Origin of the sequence: Mucilaginibacter sp., from assembly GCF_028288205.1 — a bacterium.
Lineage (GTDB): Bacteria > Bacteroidota > Bacteroidia > Sphingobacteriales > Sphingobacteriaceae > Mucilaginibacter.
In genome coordinates this window covers 55,264-72,928 of sequence record NZ_JAQBOD010000043.1, presented here as the reverse complement: position 1 = coordinate 72,928, position 17,665 = coordinate 55,264, and the positions used below count along the sequence as shown (strand labels likewise).

Below are 17,665 nucleotides of genomic sequence, written 5' to 3'. Positions count from 1 at the left end.
GGCAATACATCCTTGGAGCGACGTTTATATCCACAAAAATGGATTGGTGTTTTTTTTACATCAATTTTTACAAACCATACCGCTATTATTAATGTACTATTAATAAATTACGCCTAAAGCAATAAACTGCAAATGAAGGCAGACAACAAAATAGATAGTGAGGCCGAAATAGTTTCCCAGATACAGGAAACCCCTCCAACCTACTGGCTTACCCGCTTTGTAATTCTTCGCCTGTTGGGTGTGATCTATGCTGTAGCTTTCCTGGTGGCCATTAACCAGATCGTCCCTTTAATAGGGTCTGATGGCTTACTTCCGGTAGGAATATACTTAAAACAGGTTAGCATTGCGTTGGGGTCGGCCGGGGCTGGTTTTATCCGTCTGCCGTCTATATTTTGGCTTTGGCACGCTGATACGGCACTTTTAACGGCCGCCTGGATCGGATTTATACTTTCATGTGTAGTAGCGGCAGGTTACGCCAATGCGCTGCTACTTGCTATTCTTTGGTTCTTGTATATGTCTTTTGTTCATGTAGGACAAGAGTGGTATGGATACGGCTGGGAGATCCAATTGAACGAAACCGGTTTTCTCGCAATCTTTCTCTGCCCTCTGCTCAACCTGCGTCCATTTCCACGGCATGCACCACCTATGCCCATCATTATTTTATTTCGATGGTTAACGTTCCGTATTATGCTTGGTTCCGGGTTGATAAAGTTTCGCGGGGATAAAATATGGCATAATGGCACAGCCCTCTATTATCATTTCGAAACACAGCCTATTCCCGGTCCGTTAAGCCGGTGGTTCCATTTCCTGCCACGTGCAATGCTGAGAACCGGCATCTGGTTTAATTGGCTGGCCGAACTCGCAGCGCCATGGTTCGTGTTCTGGCCGCGACTTGCACGCCATATAGCGGGATCTGTGATCGTGCTGTTTCAGGTCGCCCTTATACTCAGCGGCAACCTCTCGCTTTTAAACTGGCTTACTGTTGTGCCGGCGCTGGCTTGTTTTGATGATGGTTTCTGGGCCGGGGTTCTTCCAAACCGGCTCGTTCATAAGGCGAAAGCTGCTGCAGGCAGCGCCGAAGAATCCATACCTATGCTTACCACCGGCTGGGCCGTTACTGTTATTATTGCACTGCTTAGCATCCAGCCTATATTAAACATTTTATCTCCGGGACAGATCATGAACACCTCATTCAACCCGCTGGATATTGTAAATACTTACGGAGCATTTGGAAGTGTGGGGCAGGAACGTTTAAATGTTGTATTTGAAGGAACCATGGATGAGCAGCCTGACGACAAAGCCAACTGGAAACCCTATATTTATAAAGGGTTACCGGTATTGCTTAACCAGCGGCCACCGCAAATAGCTCCTTACCAGTTGCGTTTAGACTGGCAAATGTGGTTTGCAGCCATGTCATCTGCCGATCAATATCCATGGACCTACAACCTGGTATGGAAACTCCTTCATAATGATCCCGGTGCTGTAAGTTTGTTCGCGGGCAATCCTTTTCCCGGCAAGCCGCCGCGCTATATCCGGGCAGTTTTATATCGATATAAATTTGCATCGCCGGGCAATCCGCAGGGCCTTTGGTGGACCCGTGAGCAAATTGGTGATTGGATCCCGGCTATTTCAGCTGATAATCCGCGCCTGATTAAATTCCTTGAATATGAAAAATGGATCCGTTAAGTTCAGGTGCATTAAAAAAGATACCCCCCAACCCTCTTTACGCGAAGCGAAGAGAGGGTGATCGAGCGACTTAGCGATGATCGGGTGAGTACTAATAAAGCGACATTACCGCCAATGCACGGCGGCGTGACTCACCCCGACTACGCTACGCTGGTCGGCCCTCTCTTCGCTTCGCGGAAAGAGGGCAAAGAAATTTTAATGAGTCTGCCCTGATTTCGGGTATAGTCAAATTGTTTCCTTAAATATAAAACGGTACTTTAGTGTTTGCAAGGTCAACTTGTCTATTTCCTATCTTTAAGGTAAAACGCATATCATGAAAAAGTTTACGCTAATGGGCCTGCTTTGCACGGCCTTCCTGTTAGGCTATGGTTTCAGCCGTTTAACCAACCCGGTCAATAGCGGTCCGCGCGTGACGGGCATCGGTGGTATTTTTTTTAAGGCAAAAGACCCCGCGGCGCTGAAAGCCTGGTACAGCAAGAACCTGGGCATCCGCATGGGGGAATACGGTTCGAATTTTGAATGGCACCAGGGTATGGACAGCACAAAAAAGGGTTTTACCGCATGGGCGCCGTTTAAAGAAACCACCAAATACTTTCAGCCCTCCGAAAAGCAATTCATGATCAATTACCGCGTGGAAGGGTTGGATCAGCTTTTAGCGCAAATGAAAGCGGCTGGTATTCTGCCGACTGACAGCGTAGCAAAGACAAGCTATGGTAATTTTGTACACCTGATGGACCCGGAGGGCAATAAGATCGAATTATGGGAGCCCAATGATGTGGAATATGCCAAACCGGGCACCGTCACCACCAAATAAACAGCGTATGGTCAGTGTCATCACCGCACCATCTCAACAAAAAACGGCCCTTTTATATTTCCATTTTTGTTGTTTGTAAAAAAAGCGTCTGCCAGTACCTGGACAGAACGCCTATTCATTAACTAACTCAAGTTATAAAGACAAAAAAAAGCGTTCCTGCTCTATCAGCAACGCTTTTTATTTACTGATCTTTCATTATCACTAATGAAAATATATAAAGAACGAGAGAGTATCTGAACGACCGCCCAAAGCGGTCAATCTTTTTCTTCCAATTGACAACCCTTTCAAAACATCCCGGTCTTTCATCAAATTGATGAACATCCTAATGATGATATAAACGAGCAATAAAATAAAGACAAGAAACACAGCCAAAACCAGGTCAGATGTCCCATCCATAAATCATTTTTTAAAGGCTTCCAATCCATCCCTTAAAAATTGCCCATACTTTCCTGCATCATATTCTGCGCCCGAAGCCGGGATCATTAGTTTGCCGGTATTATCCAGTAACACGTACATCGGCTGCGAATTGCTATTGAACACGCTTGCCTGTAAATCACTGTTCTGCTCACCAATTGTTGTGATCTTTTGTTTGCTGAATGTTGAAACATACTGCTGGTTGTCTTGTAGTTCCGTTTTATCATCTACGTACAACTGGATCAGTACATAATCATTGTTGATTAACGGAAACACTCTTTTATCCGGCCAAACCGCCGACTCCATCTTTCGGCAATTCACACAAGCGTGCCCCGTAAAATCGATCATAACCGGTTTATGTACTTTCCGGGCGAAATCCATGCCTTCCGCATAATCAAAAAAAGCATGTAAACCCAGTGGCGCATGAAATAACGAAGCGTATTTAACGTCCAGTGCCGTACTTCCTGTACTCAATGCCGCCTGATCATATGGCGTTGCCGAACGACCACCACCTAAGGTAGGCGTGTACAGGTCGAAATCCTGCGTGGTTTGTGGCGGCAAAAAAGCGCTGATCGATTTTAAAGGCGCTCCCCATAAACCAGGTACCATATACATGGTGAATGATAATATAATGATGGACAGGAATAACCGGGGAACAGGAATAACCGGCAGATCACCATCATGACCAAATTTGAGCTTACCCAATAGATAAAAACCCATCAGCGCGAATATGACTATCCACAACGACAGAAATAGTTCCCGGTCAAACCAATGCCAGTGGTAAGCCAAATCTACATTGCTCAAAAATTTCAAAGAAAGGGCCAATTCTAAAAAGCCAAGGGTGACCTTTACACTATTTAACCAACCACCTGATTTAGGCAACGATCTCAACCAGCCTGGGAATAAGGCGAATAGTACAAAAGGTATCGCCAATGCCAGGGCAAAACCCAACATGCCTATGGCCGGGCCTAACAAGGCACCTGTTGTAGCTGCCTGCACCAATAAGGTACCAATAATCGGCCCGGTGCAACTAAATGATACAAGCGCTAAGGTTGCTGCCATAAAAAACAAACCAGTTAAGCCGCCTTTATCAGCATTCTGATCCATTTTGTTTACCCAACTTGATGGCAGGGTGATCTCGAACGCGCCCAGGAAAGATGCGGCAAAAGCAACGATCAGCAGAAAAAAACAAAAGTTAAAAACACCGTTGGTGGAGAAACTATTCAAAGCATTGGCACCAAAAATGAAAGTGACGACTAAGCCCATGACCACATAAATGGCAATGATACTGGTGCCGTAGATCATAGCCTTGCCTGCCGCGCTACCTTTCTTATCGCCAGACTTGGTAAAGTAACTCACTGTTAATGGCAGCATCGGGAAAATACAGGGCATTAACAAAGCCGCAAAACCACCAGCCAAACCGGCCAAAAATATGGCACAGAGGGTTTGCTTAGCCGCTTTATTGGTTACATCTTCCACTTTTTTTCCCATCTGTTCGTTTTTATTTGATGCTGCAGGTTTTACAATCGCCGGTTTTGTTACCGGCGTAAATTCAACGCCCGCGGTGGATACCGTATCCTGCGACCACGCGGTCGCATAGCTTAGCAACGATCCAACAATTAATAAAGTAAATAAGAGGGTTTTCTTCATCAGGGTAATTACATTAATAGCTTGTTATTGTTATATTTTCAACAGCCCCCGTCTCCAACAGCTTTTCTTCTAAGGCCAGTACCTGGGCCATATTATCTACCCTATAGCTTATTACCACTATTATGGCAGTTAATCTCTCCACATTATATGGCGCCACCAGCGTACTGTCGTTAATCGGTATATTCCAACCCGCATCACCGGCTCTTAACCATACTTTTATTTCCCAATGGCGTTTCGCGTCGGTTGCCTTGCTTTCGCGCTTTACTGCACACGAAAACAGCAAACAAGTAATTATAAGACAAAGGCATAGCCAGGGGAGTCCCCAAATTCGCTGTTTCTGCATGATGTTTTTTTTTAAATTATTTCACCGGGATACTGAAATCAATATCGTCAGGCGGCAGGCACTTTTCGTCATTACAGGTCATGTATTCCAGTTTGCCTTTTACAATAGTTTGCTTTGCGCTTAGCTTTATTTTTTGCTGAAATATTACGCTATGTTCAAAAAAACCGACTTCCATATTGAATACTTTTTCCATACGGCTAATTGGTTTGGGTTCTATCGTACTGCCAATTAGTGCATAAGTTTTTGAGGGCGCAAAGGTGATCGTGGTTTTTACCGGTCCGCCTTCTTTAACAAATTGCGAGTATACATGCCAACCATCGTCAATAGTCGCTTTTATAAATATCACGGCCTCGGTGGTACTGGTCTTCTTGGCTGCATAGCTCCAGGTGACAGGTGCTAATATCTGCGCTTTGCCTTGTATGGCGAAAACAATAAATAGCAGTAGTGCGGTTAATAATTTTTTCATAATAAAAATGCGTTAATGGTTATCTATTATTTAATAAGGGGTTCTTTTAATCGTGAAATGGGTCGATAACCGGTAAATTTCACTTCGGTCGAAACATAGCCATTTTTAACCGGCTCTTCTTTTACCAGGTCTGTGCTCAAATATTTTTTGTTGCTGTCACATAAAAGAGTAACCACCACCGCATCGTTTCCTAATTGTTCTTTCAGTTTAATTGCGCCGATCACATTGGCTCCTGACGATATCCCTACCGCCAATCCTAATTCTGACGATAGTTTTTGCGCCATGATAATAGCATCTCCATCGCTGGCTTGTATCACGCTATCCAATTCATCCAGTTTTACAATGGCCGGTATAAATTCATCAGAAATACCTTGTATACGATGGCTGCCCACTTTATAACCGGTAGTCAATGTCGGCGACTCGGCAGGTTCCAAGGGATGGACTTTAATGTTCGGATTCATCATTTTTAAATATTTGCCGGTACCCATTACCGTTCCGCCCGTACCCACCCCCGCTATAAATGCATCGGGCTTTAATCCATTGATGGTTAATTGCGCCCATATTTCCGGGCCCGTGGTCATTTCGTGAGCTTCCGCATTGTATTGATTCTCGAATTGTTTCGGCAAAAAATATTTGTCCGAACTTTGGGCCATATATTCGGCCAGACGAATGCTGCCTAAAAACCCCCCTTCAGCTTTACTGACTAAGTGGATCTTGGCTCCCAGGCTCTTAATGATATCAATACGTTCCTTACTCAACCAATCGGGCATCATAATGATCACTTCATGGCCCAGCGCCTTGGCTATGGCTGCAAACGCGATCCCGGTATTACCAGAGGTGGCTTCCACAACAACATTGCCCGGCTTTATGGTATTGGTTTTATAGGCTTGGTACATAATGTACAAGGCCATTCTATCTTTTACACTGCCGGTAAGATTATAATGCTCACACTTCACGTAAATATTACCCGGCTTCCCTTTATAATTATACTCCACCTTAAGCATGGGTGTATTACCGACCAAGTACCATAAATTATGAAATTTTTCTACCTGGTTCTTTGTCAGACCTTCTCCCACTAAGTTACCTACCATGTTCATTAGAATTATAGGATAAATCTCCATATTTACGATAAAAAGAACAATAGTTTTTCAAAAAATCATAAATTTTATGGTAATATTTAAATTTAGTAGTTTAATTTTCAGTTTTGATAAACTTTAACTTGTATAATTACGTTTATTTCTATTTCAATGTCCAATAAACTGAAGAATACTTCAGTATTATATTGGCAGGAGATTATTTTTCTTTAGCTTTTTTGGTGACCGTAGCTGGTGCTTTTTGACTTTATTGTATTTTGATGAAGCCTCTATTGAGATAAGACTTCTGTCAACTTCCTTTCCAGTTCCTCACCCTTCAAATTCTTTCCAATTATTTTCCCGGCTGGATCGATCAGGTAGTTCTGCGGGATACCGGTAATTCCATATAGCTTAACTACTGTGTTATCCCAAAATTTCAGATCAGATACCTGTGTCCAGGTCAGGCCATCTGCTTTAATTGCTGCTATCCAGGAATCTTTCTTACCCGGGCGGTCTAGAGAAACCCCCAATACAGTAAAATTTTTGTCTTTAAATTGCTGATAGGTTTTAACAACATTTGGGTTTTCTGCCCGACATGGAGCACACCAGCTGGCCCAAAAATCCAGCAAAACATATTTTCCGCGAAAATCAATAAGGTTTACCGGTTTATCATCCACATCATTTTGTATGAAAACAGGCGCCATTGAACCAACGGCTGTATTGCGTGCTATTTCAATTGATTTTGCGAATTGCTGTCCAGACATGGAATTTCGAATATCAGCAGATAAGCCATTGTATATAGGCTCTATAGTAGCCACATCAATATATGGCCCCGCAACCTCGTGTAATGCACCCAGACTGAATTCGGAATTAGGATTTAGCTTAATGTACTGATATTGAAGTGCTATTTTATTTTCAGCAGCCTTTTGATACCTGAGTTTAAGGTCATCCATTATTTGCTGATCATTCGTTTGATCTGCCGGAACCGCCGCCTTTTCAGCAGTAATTAAAGCCATTTCTTTTACAGGTACCGCTATAAAAGCCTTGTATTCTATATACTCTGCATTAATCCGGGAGCCTGTAATAATCGAATTTTTAATCGAATCCGTTGCGTTAATACTAATTTCTTCTTTATCCAAAAACAGGGTTAACATATCCGGATTTGGGCCTAATTTAGTTATCCCACCGCCACGATGATCCATCCATAACTGTGCTTTAAGCGGATAAGGTACCGTTCCATTAAACTTAAATGAGCCGTCATTGATAAGGGCAGAATCGACCATCATTTTGCCAGGTATTTGATAGGTCAGATACACCCTCCCGGAACCAGATATTCCTGCGATCCTGGCTTTTAATGTAAAAGTGCTGCTTTGGGCCAAGCCAACAATTGGCAAAGCCACAAGAATCATTAAAAGAATTCTTTTCATTTTCTATTGATTTTTTTATTAAAGAGCTAATTACTGAGTTTTTATTACTGAGTTAAGTTTTTCAATCAGGTTATCGTTTCGAAGATCTTTGGCTATGATTTTTCCGGTCGGATCAATAAGGAAGCTTCTGGGTATAGCATAAACACCATAGGCTACCGCAACATCATTGTTAAAGCCTTTAAAGTCGCAAACCTGGGTCCATTCAAATCCGTTATCTTTAATGGCTTTGATCCAGTCCGGGCTCTTGGAATCTAATGAAACACTAATAATTTCAAAATCTTTATTACTGAACTTGCTGTAGGCTTTTTTCAGATAAGGATATTCCACCCGGCAAGGTCCGCACCAGCTTGCCCAAAAATCAATCAATACGTATTTGCCTTTTAAAGACGCTAAAGAAACCGGCTTGCCATTGGGATCATTTTGTGTAAACTCAATGGCCTGTTGGCCAATAGCCAACCTTCTGGTAAGGTAAAGTAACTGGGCATATTTTTTTCCGTCCGGAGTGTTTTTAAGATCCGGACTTAACAGGTCATACATTTTTTGAAACCCATCCGGATCGGTAATTGCAAAGGCTCTGTCCCCCACCAGATCAAGGGAAACATAGGAATTGTTATGAGCTGCAATAAAACTTCGTACCGCTTTTTCCAGTTGAGCTCTGGACGTATCCAATCTTGTTTGTATTGCCGGTTTTTTCGCGGCACTTGTTGCAATGACTTTCCAGGTATACTGATTGACGGAATCTACCAAAGTATTTGATTTTTCTGTAAATTCCATGTAATCATCCTGGGCTTTTCCGCCTTTAATTGCAGCGGTTCTTAAATTATTACCTGAAATAGCGGTCACTCCGCTGCTTAAGTAAAACGTCCTTGAATCAACCTGGATTTTTTTTGCCGGAACCATGGGCAACAGCAATAAAGTAGCCTTAAGCGGCCTGCCGCTTATTCCGTTAAACCGAAAAGTTCCATTCTTTGCTATAGCCGAATCTTTTACAAATAATTCTTTAGTAGCACGGTATTGGAGATAAGCTTTCATTTCTGATTGCAACCCTTCAATTTTCACCCGAACGGTGTATTTCTGCTGACCCTGAGCGGCCATAAAGGCCAGTAACAAAGAAAAAAGAAGGGTTAGTTTTTTTAATTGGGGTAGATTACGATATTTCATATTTCTAATATTAAATGGATGAACAATAGTTGAATTTTGATTAATACCCTGGATTTTGTTCCAGGTTAGCATTGCTAATGATCTCTGTGTTAGGAACAGGAAATAGCGCAGCAGTCGGTTTCCAGGTGGGCTTTAATGCACCAATTACTGTGTTTACCCGATCGGTTCGTTTCAAGTCAAGCCAGCGTTGACCCCATTCATTATTTAACTCAATTCTACGTTCCTGCTCTGTAGCCAGTAACAGCAAAGCTTGGTCTGCAGCGAAGGTGTTAGGCAAACCAGCCCTGTTCCTGATCACTGACAAGTCGGCTTGAGCTCCGCTGATATTATTCTGTTCGGCTCGTGCCTCAGCCCTGATTAGGTACATCTCGGCCAGCCGGAAAACAGTGTAATATTCTGCGTTGGCACCGCTGGTAATGCTCTTATATTTATAGGGGTAATAATAGGTTATGCCGTTGTAAACGAGACTTGCCGTCCATGTACTCTTCCGCTTATCGCCGGCTTCAAATGCATTTACCAGTCCTGTGGTCAGCACATAGGTCGGCACTTTAGACACCGCGTTAGGCAGAACGGCACCGGCATAGGCCGTATAACCATTAGCATCATTGTAGAATTGCAAAATGGCTTCCGTACTTGTAGGTGTGAATACCTTTGTGAGATCAGTTGGCAAACTAAACAGCGCCGTGTTACCGATTATTGCGCCGGATTGTGTTTCTGCTTCCGCCCAGTTTTTGGTATATAATTCAATCCGGGCCAGCAAAGCGGTAACCACCCATTTATTGGCCCTTGTCCTTACAGTACCGGATATGGAATAATCGGCTGGCAATACACTTTGCGCACTTTTAAGATCTGTAATTAGCTGATTATAAATAGTGGCAACAGGCATTCGGGCCATAACAGCGTTAGTAGCAACGTTAGTGGTCAAAACCAGGGGGACATCACCGTAGATATTGGCTAAATAAAAAAAACAGAATGATCGTATAAATTTGGCTTCAGCGATAGCTTGATTTTTAAAGCGGTCTGAAATCGTGGAAGATTGGCTAACACCTTCTATAATACTGTTTGCCAGGTAAATTGTACTATAAGAATTACCCCAAATATCAGAAACATTACCGTCAGTTACCTGAATGCCGTTATTTATAAATTGATCATAAGTACTGCCTACATAATTCAGTTCATCAGCACTAAACCCGCAAAGCGTACTAATGCTGTAGCGATAGCTATTCGTGGTACTAAGCACACTTAGTTTTCCATACATTCCAGAAAGTGTAGCTTGAACAGAGGCTGAATCTGTATACACTTCCGAGCCAAGCTGCAGGGTTGTAGAAGGCTTGATCTCGATGAGCTTTTTACAGCTATTCAGCGAGCCGAATGTAAGGATGATGGCAATCACCGATAATATATAAACTAAAACCGGTTTATGGTTGGCACCATGATTGGCGCTACTTGTTTTATATAGTCTAAAATTTTTCATGTTGTTTAATTAAAAAGTGGTTTTAATACCTGCTACTATCATACGCAAAGGCGGCAGACTGCTACCCAGAGTCTCTGGGTCAAGCCCCTTGTATTTTGTAAATGTTAACAGGTTCTCTCCATGCAGATAGATCTGTAGAGACGATAACTTTAATCGTCTTGACCAGGCTTGAGGTACGTTGTAAGCCAGTGAAACATTCTTTAAGCGTATAAAAGAAGCATCTTCTATAGCTGCGTCAGAACCGGTATAGTAACGCCACGCACTGCCTGCGGCTGAAGAAGAAGTCGTCGAATATTTCACCGGGAGATCCAATAGGGATTCCGGAATATTGTATTGGCGACCGGGATACGCACCGAAGTTAAGATCGCCACGCTGGGCATTTCTTTTTATGCCCTGGAATGTAAAATCCAACTGAAAGCCTTTATAACTAACCGTATTGGTTATTCCACCATAGAGCTTCGGATCATAACTACCGTCAACAATATAGTCGCCTTTTCCATTCGCATGAATACCCGATGTAATTATCCCATCATTGTCGAGATCCTGTGCAGTTGCTATGCCGTTTTGAAAACCGGCAAACTTATATACAAGAATAGGATTAACCGATTGGCCGATCACATAGGTATTGGCAGAAGTAGAGGTGGTTAGATTTGGAAATGCAATTAACTTGTTACTGGGTAAAGTAAGGTTAAATGAAGTGCTCCACGAAAACTTGTTGGTTTTGGCAAAGTTTACCGTGGTTAACTGTAGTTCAATTCCCTTGTTTTGGATGGTTGCAGGGAGGTTGGCGTAGTAACTACTAAATCCGGTCTGGGATGGCAACGCAGTGTTTCCCAGCAGAGTATTGGAACGGTTGCGGTAAAAATCAGCAGAAAAATAGATTCTGTCATCCAGAAATCCCAACTCCAAAGCGGCATCTAATTTCTTGGTAACTTCCCATTGTAAATAAGGGTTTGCCAAGCGTGTAGGGGTTAAACCGCTAACGGCCCCGTACGCTGATTGTGAATTGTAGGTAGCCTCATAGCTGTAGTCGACAATCGCTTTATCATTCCCTACTGTACCGTAACTGGTCTTGATCTTACCGTAGCTTAACCATGGCAGGTTATCTTTAACGAAGTTTTCATTGGAAAATATCCAGGCACCGGCAAGGCTGCCGAATGTTCCGAACTGACGATCGGCTCCAAAACGCGAGGAGCCGTCCCTGCGCAGGTTACCGCTGATTAAATATTTATTGTCCCATGCGTACGCTATACGGCCAAAGCCCGAGTCGTATTTGTAATCTGTATACCCGGAAGATTTAACTAATACAGTTAAAGTGCCCAAACTTTTAGCCAGCACAATATTGGAAAAGCTGCCCACCACAAATAAAGGCTGAACGGTCTGTGTTTCCTGCCACGTCCCCCCGATCAATACGGTGAGTTTTCCTTTGCCCCAGGTATGCGTATAATTTAGTTGCGGCTCAATAATGAAGGTTTCGGCATAATTACTATTGAGGGTGGTGGTTTGGGTAGCATTGGTTAAAGGATTATTGGCCGATGCAGGAGAGATGGACGAGCCTTCCGCATTGATTCGATTATAACCCAGGTTAGCTATCAGGTCTAAACCCGGCAGTATCAGGTAATGAAAATTGGTATTGGCAATCAGGTTATCCGTTTTGAGGTTATTGATAACATTGAAACCAGCCAAGGGATTAGTGTAACCGGTGCCAAAATATAAGCTGCCATTAGCGTTATATAGGGGATAATTTGGCGGTAGGCTATAATTTGCGAACGACAGGCTATAGTTGGGCCGGGTGTTGTTGTCCACGTTATAGTTTACTGAAGCGCTTACGCCAAACTTTCCGTCATGGCTTTTATGTTGTAAGCTTAAATTAAACTGTGCGGCATCATCTGCATTCTTGGAGTAGAAAGAGTCGGATTCGCGACGGTAATTACCACCCAGTAAAAACTGAGTATAAGTATCGCCACCTGAGACAGACATGGATGCCTTGGTTTGGTAAGCAGTTTGACCAATCAGTAACTTACCGAAATTGGTATTTGCCGTTTGGTCCCACAATGTCAGGTCTGGGGCGTTTGCCGCTGTCGGTGTGATATTATCGTTCACAAAGGCCTGTTTGCGTATACTTAAATATTGGGCCGTTGACAACATATTAAGATTATGCGTTACATTGCCAAAACCACTGGACACATCTGCATTTACGCGTGTATTTCCGGGTTTGCCTTTTTTGGTAATGATCAGGATAACTCCATTAGCACCTCTCGAACCGTAAATTGCAGTGGCATCCGCATCCTTTAATATGGAAATGCTTTCTATATCATCCGGATTGATAGTGTTCAACGGGCTTAACCCGTTTGTCCCCCCTGCAGAGAAACCACCCACAGACTGCTCAACAGGTATGCTGCCAAACGGGATGCCATCAACAACATAAAGAGGCGCGCCCGCTAATAAGCTATTTTGCCCCCTGATAGTGACGGTTATATTTGCCCCTGCATAGCCGGCATTCTGAGTAATAAACAAACCGGGAACTTTTCCTTCCAGCGTGAGTATAGGGTTAGAAACTGGCTGTTGTTCAATTTCAGCAGCGGTAACTTTTCCTACGGCGCCAGTGGTTAAGCGTTGGGTGGTTGTTCCATACCCGATTACCATTATTTCGTCCAGTTTAGAAATGTTGACATCCAGCTGGATATTACCCATCTCTTTCGCCACAGGTAATTCTTTTGGTTTGAAACCAACAAAAGTGATAACTACAACCGCTTTATCATCCACACCTGTTATAATGAATTCTCCGTTTTTGTCGGTCACAGTAAGTTGACTGCCGTCCTTTAATTTTACGGTTGCGCCCGGTATGGGTGAATTTTGGTCATCCACTACCCGGCCATGCACGTTGATAGCCATTATGGCGTCAATGAGCTTGCCAAAGGTGGATTTTTCTTTAACCTTAGTAATTAAAATATCCGTATTATCAATAGTATATTTCTGTGTTTTTTTATCGATGATCTGGTCCAGGATGGTTTTGAAATCTGTGTTTCTATAGTTCGCATCAAATTTGGAATTTTCATCAATCAGGTCGGGTGAATACAGTATATTATAACCCGTCTGCATGGTTATCTGCTTGAAAATATCGACCAGCGTGGCGTCTTTTTTGCTGTAGGTAACCTTTTGGGCAAAGGTTTTTGCACTTACCTGCAGCAGGGTGGTAATTAATATGACAGTTGTTAACTTCATAATTAATAACAATTTATGTATGTAGCCAGGTGGCACACACGGAATTTTAGTATTAATTTTATACATTTGGGTTCTGTGTTAAATTAAAAAAAGGGGTTTGTCGCTCGTTTAGGATTTAATCAGGTTTAATGAACAGGGGCGTTCGCAGCGCTCCTGTTCTTTTATATCTGATATCCTTGTCTTGTTTGTCTTTAAATTTTTCATTTCTGTTTTGTTTATCGTTGTTTAGTTTACGGTTATATTAATTTTTATGAATTCTTATGGGTGTGATGAGAGGCCCTATTCGCGGATTACTCACCTGGCATTACGGTTATTTTTCTGCTATCAATTTTGAACCTGACTTTTGCTGTATACTCAATGGCATTTAAGATGTCTGCTACCTTGTCATACCTTGACACAGAGCCACTCAGTCTTTTTAATTTTAAATCTTCACTATCGTAGGCAACCTCTACATCATACCACCTGGCTACCTGGCGCATCACTTCCTGCAAGGGAGTATTTTGATAAGCAAATCGCCCGCTTTTCCATGCGATATCGATTCCTGCATTAACCATTTTGACTTTCAATGCATTACCTGTCAATACTGATTGTTGGCTGCGCGTTAATATTACAGATCCGTTTTGTATTTGTCCCGCTGTTTCTGTTCCAAATGCGGATACTTTGGCCGATCCCTCAACAAGGGTTGTTTTGATACCGGGCTCATCAACATAGCTGTTAATGTCAAATTCAGTCCCTATATCCTCAACCTGCTGGTTTTTTGTATCAACTTTGAATGGCTGTTGACTATTATGCTTTACAGCGAAATAAGCTTCGCCGCTCAGTTCAACCCTACGCTCTTTTAAGCCCGCAAAGCTTGCCGGGAATTTTATTGACGATGCAGCGTTCAATGTAACATTACTACCATCAGGCAAGATGACATTAAATTGTTGTCCATTGGCCGTGCTGATCGTATTATACTGTACAATGTTACCTGGTTGTGGGATTGCGGTTGCTCCCGGTGATAATGGCTGTGCAACACCAAGATAGATGACTTGTCCACTACCGGTTTTGGTAATGTTTACCCCGGTCTGTTTGGCCAGCAAGCCATTTACATTATCTGATAATAAAATTTTTCGACCGTTTGCCAGCGTCAATGTGGCGGCATTTTTTCCGGGATTAATCGCATGTAACGACGCAAGGGTTAACTGGCCCGCATTATTTTTCTGTTTGTAATAAAATAAACCTGCCCCACTAATTAAAACAACAGAGGCCGCGACAGCTATTTTCTTCCAGCCTGTCCATAACCTCGTTAAAGGCACTTTATCCTTATCAATATATAGCTGAACATTTTTATATATTGAATTCAAACGATTATCCAAATCCGGCACTTCACTTTCGGAAATATCTTTTGTTTTAAGCTCACCGATGATCCGTTGCTTCAGCAACAATTCATTTTCTGGCATTTTAAAATACACCATCAGCGTTTTTAGTTCCTCATCGGAGCAATTTCCTTCAAGATATTTAGTAAACAAATGCGGTATTAGTTCTTCCATTATTTGTAAAATATTAAGTAATACACCGTTGAAAGAAAAAGTAATGAGCCGCGGCCGTTAAAATTTACTTGATATTAATAATCGCTTAATAATCAGTTAATTAATTTTTCAAATATATTTAGTCCTTCTGAATACCGATCAATTTATTCTGTTATACTATTGACTCCTAAGTTTATATACATAAAAGGATTGTTTTTTGAGGCGAAAAAAAGTAAATTTGGTAACTAACTGATAGCGACTATTGAAAATACTGGAAGAAACGTATCAAAAAGATTTACTTGTGCGCCTGAGCCAAGGTGATGAGACTGCTTTTAATGCGATTTATCAGGCATACAGTAAACCCATGTACCGACGCATAATGTATCTGGTTAAAAATATGGATGTTGCTGACGAGGTATTACAGGAGTTGTTTATAAAGCTTTGGATAAACCGCGTAACATTGGATACGGATAAATCTTTCCAGTCTTATATGTTTACGGTAGCACAAAATCTCGTTTACAATTATTTTCGTAAGATTGCAAGCGATCAATCGTTAATACAATCTTTATCGTTCAACAGTGTAAATCATTATCTCAATGGAGAAGAACTGCTGGAAAACAAACAGGCTGCTCAATTATTGCACCAGGCTATTGACCAGTTAACGCCCCAAAGGAAACAGGTATTCAGTCTTTGTAAGCTACAAGGAAAAAGCTATGAAGAAACCAGCCGGATTATGGGCATTTCTACCGCCACTGTTAATAGTCACATGACTAAATCTATCCAGTCAATTAAAGACTACCTACTTAAGCATCAGGACGTCGCATTTTTGCTTATGTGGGCTTACCTCCTAAAGTGATTATCAGGTTTAAACTACGTTTATTGGTCTACTTCAGTTTGATTATAATTTATGACTTGTAAATCTGTTTTCCAATGAGTCAAAATATTGCAATGCAATAGATATCCTCATCCGGATGCCGTATACAGGAAATATTTTATCAGATGACGAATAAAGCCGCGACGTTACCATAATCGCCGTTTAGGGGATTTTTTTTAAGGAACTGGATTTAACAGACGATCGAGCCACAGGTATTCCCACTATTAAACGTGTGTTGGAACGTAATGACTCTCCTGAACCATCTTTCCTTTACTTATTGTACCGGTAAGCTAACATTCCTATCTTCAAGAGGTAAAGTAAAAGTGGTTTTGATGCCACCTTTACTTTAAATTATTGTTTGTATACAGTGGTTTACTTTTTATCCAGTAATTCTGCTAATTTATTGGTAAGGTCATCACCACGGATGTTTACTGCAACGATCTTACCTTCCTTATCCAGTAAAAAGTTTTGGGGGATAGCTTGTATCCCATACAATTTAGCAACGGTATTATTCCAGAACTGCAAATCCGAAACCTGTGTCCAGGTAAGCTGGTCGTGATGGATAGCATTGAGCCATGCTTCTTTTTTTCCGGGTTGATCCAGAGAAACGCCCAGTACGGTGAAGCCTTTATCATGATATTTTTGGTACGCTTTAACTACATTCGGGTTTTCCTGCCGGCAAGGCCCGCACCAGCTTGCCCAAAAATCCAGCAATAAGTACTGCCCTCTGAAACCGGAGAGCTTAACCATTTTATTTGCTGTATCGGGCTGCTCAAAATCGGGAGCTATTTTGCCTATGGCGGTAATTTTAGCTGCCTCAATTCGTTGCATAATGGTTTTACCATAGCTGGTGTTTTTATACTTTGCCGGTACCAGGTTATACAGTGATTGTGCTTTCTCCGTTTGCATGTTTGCAAATATACCATTGAGTAAATAAATGGCGGTAAATGAATCCGGGTTGTTTTTTATAAAGGTCTCCAATCTTGCTGTTTCCAAAACATTGTTTGCGTTATTCAATTCCTGGTAATATTTAATAGCCTCCGGATATTTTGGATCCTTTTGTGTGAGCTTTTTCATGAATCCGGCACCGTATTTTTCGTCGAACTGATCCATCACTTTTTGCCTGCCCGCATTTCCAGCCTTCACAAAGGCCATATATAAATCATTTTCAGGAGCATTGCCAATTGCTGAGTTAGCTAAAGTCTCCATATCCGCCTTGATATTAACCGTTTCCGGACTGGTGATCAGGATGCCATAGGGCGCATAGCCACCTTTCTTTTTAGCTTCATATTTACTGTAAAACATATATCGGGATGGCTCTTTGTATGGTACAGTGAAAGCAAAATTTCCATTTTCAACCTTAGCAGAATCCAGTACGCCAATACTCTTGTTATATATTACAATTACTGACCCATTATAAACCGGGTCGGCACTGCCTTTGAAAATAATTTTTTCTTCTGGCTTTTCCTGTGCTGATGCTATTAAACTACAGCCAAACATTAATATAGATAAGATAATTTTTTTCATTATTTTAATTTTATTTTTTG

13 protein-coding genes are annotated in these 17,665 nt (G+C 41.9%); 3 read left to right on the top strand and 10 right to left on the bottom strand.

What is annotated here, in order from left to right:
* The first annotated feature begins 132 nt into the window (after positions 1-132).
* Positions 133-1,686, top strand: coding sequence for a lipase maturation factor family protein (locus JWR23_RS10195; RefSeq protein WP_299515803.1), 1,554 nt, complete (start codon positions 133-135; stop codon positions 1,684-1,686).
* Positions 1,687-1,999: 313 nt separating this feature from the next.
* Complete coding sequence (locus JWR23_RS10190; protein ID WP_299515802.1) at positions 2,000-2,500, top strand: VOC family protein; 501 nt, start codon at positions 2,000-2,002, stop codon at positions 2,498-2,500.
* A gap of 399 nt (positions 2,501-2,899) precedes the next feature.
* Here JWR23_RS10190 and JWR23_RS10185 read toward each other — a convergent pair whose 3' ends face one another.
* The 9 genes from JWR23_RS10185 to JWR23_RS10145 all read right to left on the bottom strand — a co-directional run bounded on the left by JWR23_RS10185 (position 2,900) and on the right by JWR23_RS10145 (position 15,265).
* Entirely contained in the window at positions 2,900-4,564 is a 1,665-nt protein-coding gene (locus JWR23_RS10185) for a protein-disulfide reductase DsbD (protein ID WP_299515801.1), read from the bottom strand.
* 13 nt (positions 4,565-4,577) lie between these two features.
* On the bottom strand, positions 4,578-4,907 hold the full coding sequence (locus JWR23_RS10180) for a hypothetical protein (RefSeq protein WP_299515800.1): 330 nt from the start codon (positions 4,905-4,907) through the stop codon (positions 4,578-4,580).
* Positions 4,908-4,923: 16 nt separating this feature from the next.
* Positions 4,924-5,373: a protein-disulfide reductase DsbD domain-containing protein gene (locus JWR23_RS10175; protein ID WP_299515799.1), complete on the bottom strand. Its 450-nt coding sequence runs from the start codon at positions 5,371-5,373 to the stop codon at positions 4,924-4,926.
* A 26-nt stretch (positions 5,374-5,399) separates the two neighbouring features.
* Positions 5,400-6,464, bottom strand: a complete 1,065-nt coding sequence (locus JWR23_RS10170) for a PLP-dependent cysteine synthase family protein (RefSeq protein ID WP_299515798.1) — start codon at positions 6,462-6,464, stop codon at positions 5,400-5,402.
* Between the two features lie 272 nt (positions 6,465-6,736).
* A complete protein-coding gene (locus JWR23_RS10165; protein WP_299515797.1) occupies positions 6,737-7,873 on the bottom strand; it encodes a TlpA disulfide reductase family protein in 1,137 nt (378 codons plus the stop codon).
* Between the two features lie 30 nt (positions 7,874-7,903).
* Positions 7,904-9,034, bottom strand: a complete 1,131-nt coding sequence (locus JWR23_RS10160) for a TlpA disulfide reductase family protein (RefSeq protein ID WP_299515796.1) — start codon at positions 9,032-9,034, stop codon at positions 7,904-7,906.
* Between the two features lie 40 nt (positions 9,035-9,074).
* Positions 9,075-10,508 (bottom strand): RagB/SusD family nutrient uptake outer membrane protein, encoded by a 1,434-nt coding sequence (locus JWR23_RS10155; protein WP_299515795.1) that lies wholly within the window; start codon positions 10,506-10,508, stop codon positions 9,075-9,077.
* Positions 10,509-10,517: 9 nt separating this feature from the next.
* A complete protein-coding gene (locus JWR23_RS10150) occupies positions 10,518-13,733 on the bottom strand; it encodes a SusC/RagA family TonB-linked outer membrane protein (protein WP_299515794.1) in 3,216 nt (1,071 codons plus the stop codon).
* Between the two features lie 290 nt (positions 13,734-14,023).
* Positions 14,024-15,265 (bottom strand): FecR domain-containing protein, encoded by a 1,242-nt coding sequence (locus tag JWR23_RS10145; RefSeq protein WP_299515793.1) that lies wholly within the window; start codon positions 15,263-15,265, stop codon positions 14,024-14,026.
* 241 nt (positions 15,266-15,506) lie between these two features.
* On the opposite strand from JWR23_RS10145, the gene JWR23_RS10140 reads away from it, so the two are divergent.
* Complete coding sequence (locus JWR23_RS10140) at positions 15,507-16,100, top strand: sigma-70 family RNA polymerase sigma factor (protein ID WP_299515792.1); 594 nt, start codon at positions 15,507-15,509, stop codon at positions 16,098-16,100.
* A gap of 390 nt (positions 16,101-16,490) precedes the next feature.
* On the opposite strand, the gene JWR23_RS10135 is transcribed toward JWR23_RS10140, so the two are convergent.
* Positions 16,491-17,645, bottom strand: a complete 1,155-nt coding sequence (locus JWR23_RS10135) for a TlpA disulfide reductase family protein (RefSeq protein WP_299515791.1) — start codon at positions 17,643-17,645, stop codon at positions 16,491-16,493.
* Between the last annotated feature and the right edge of the window lie 20 nt (positions 17,646-17,665).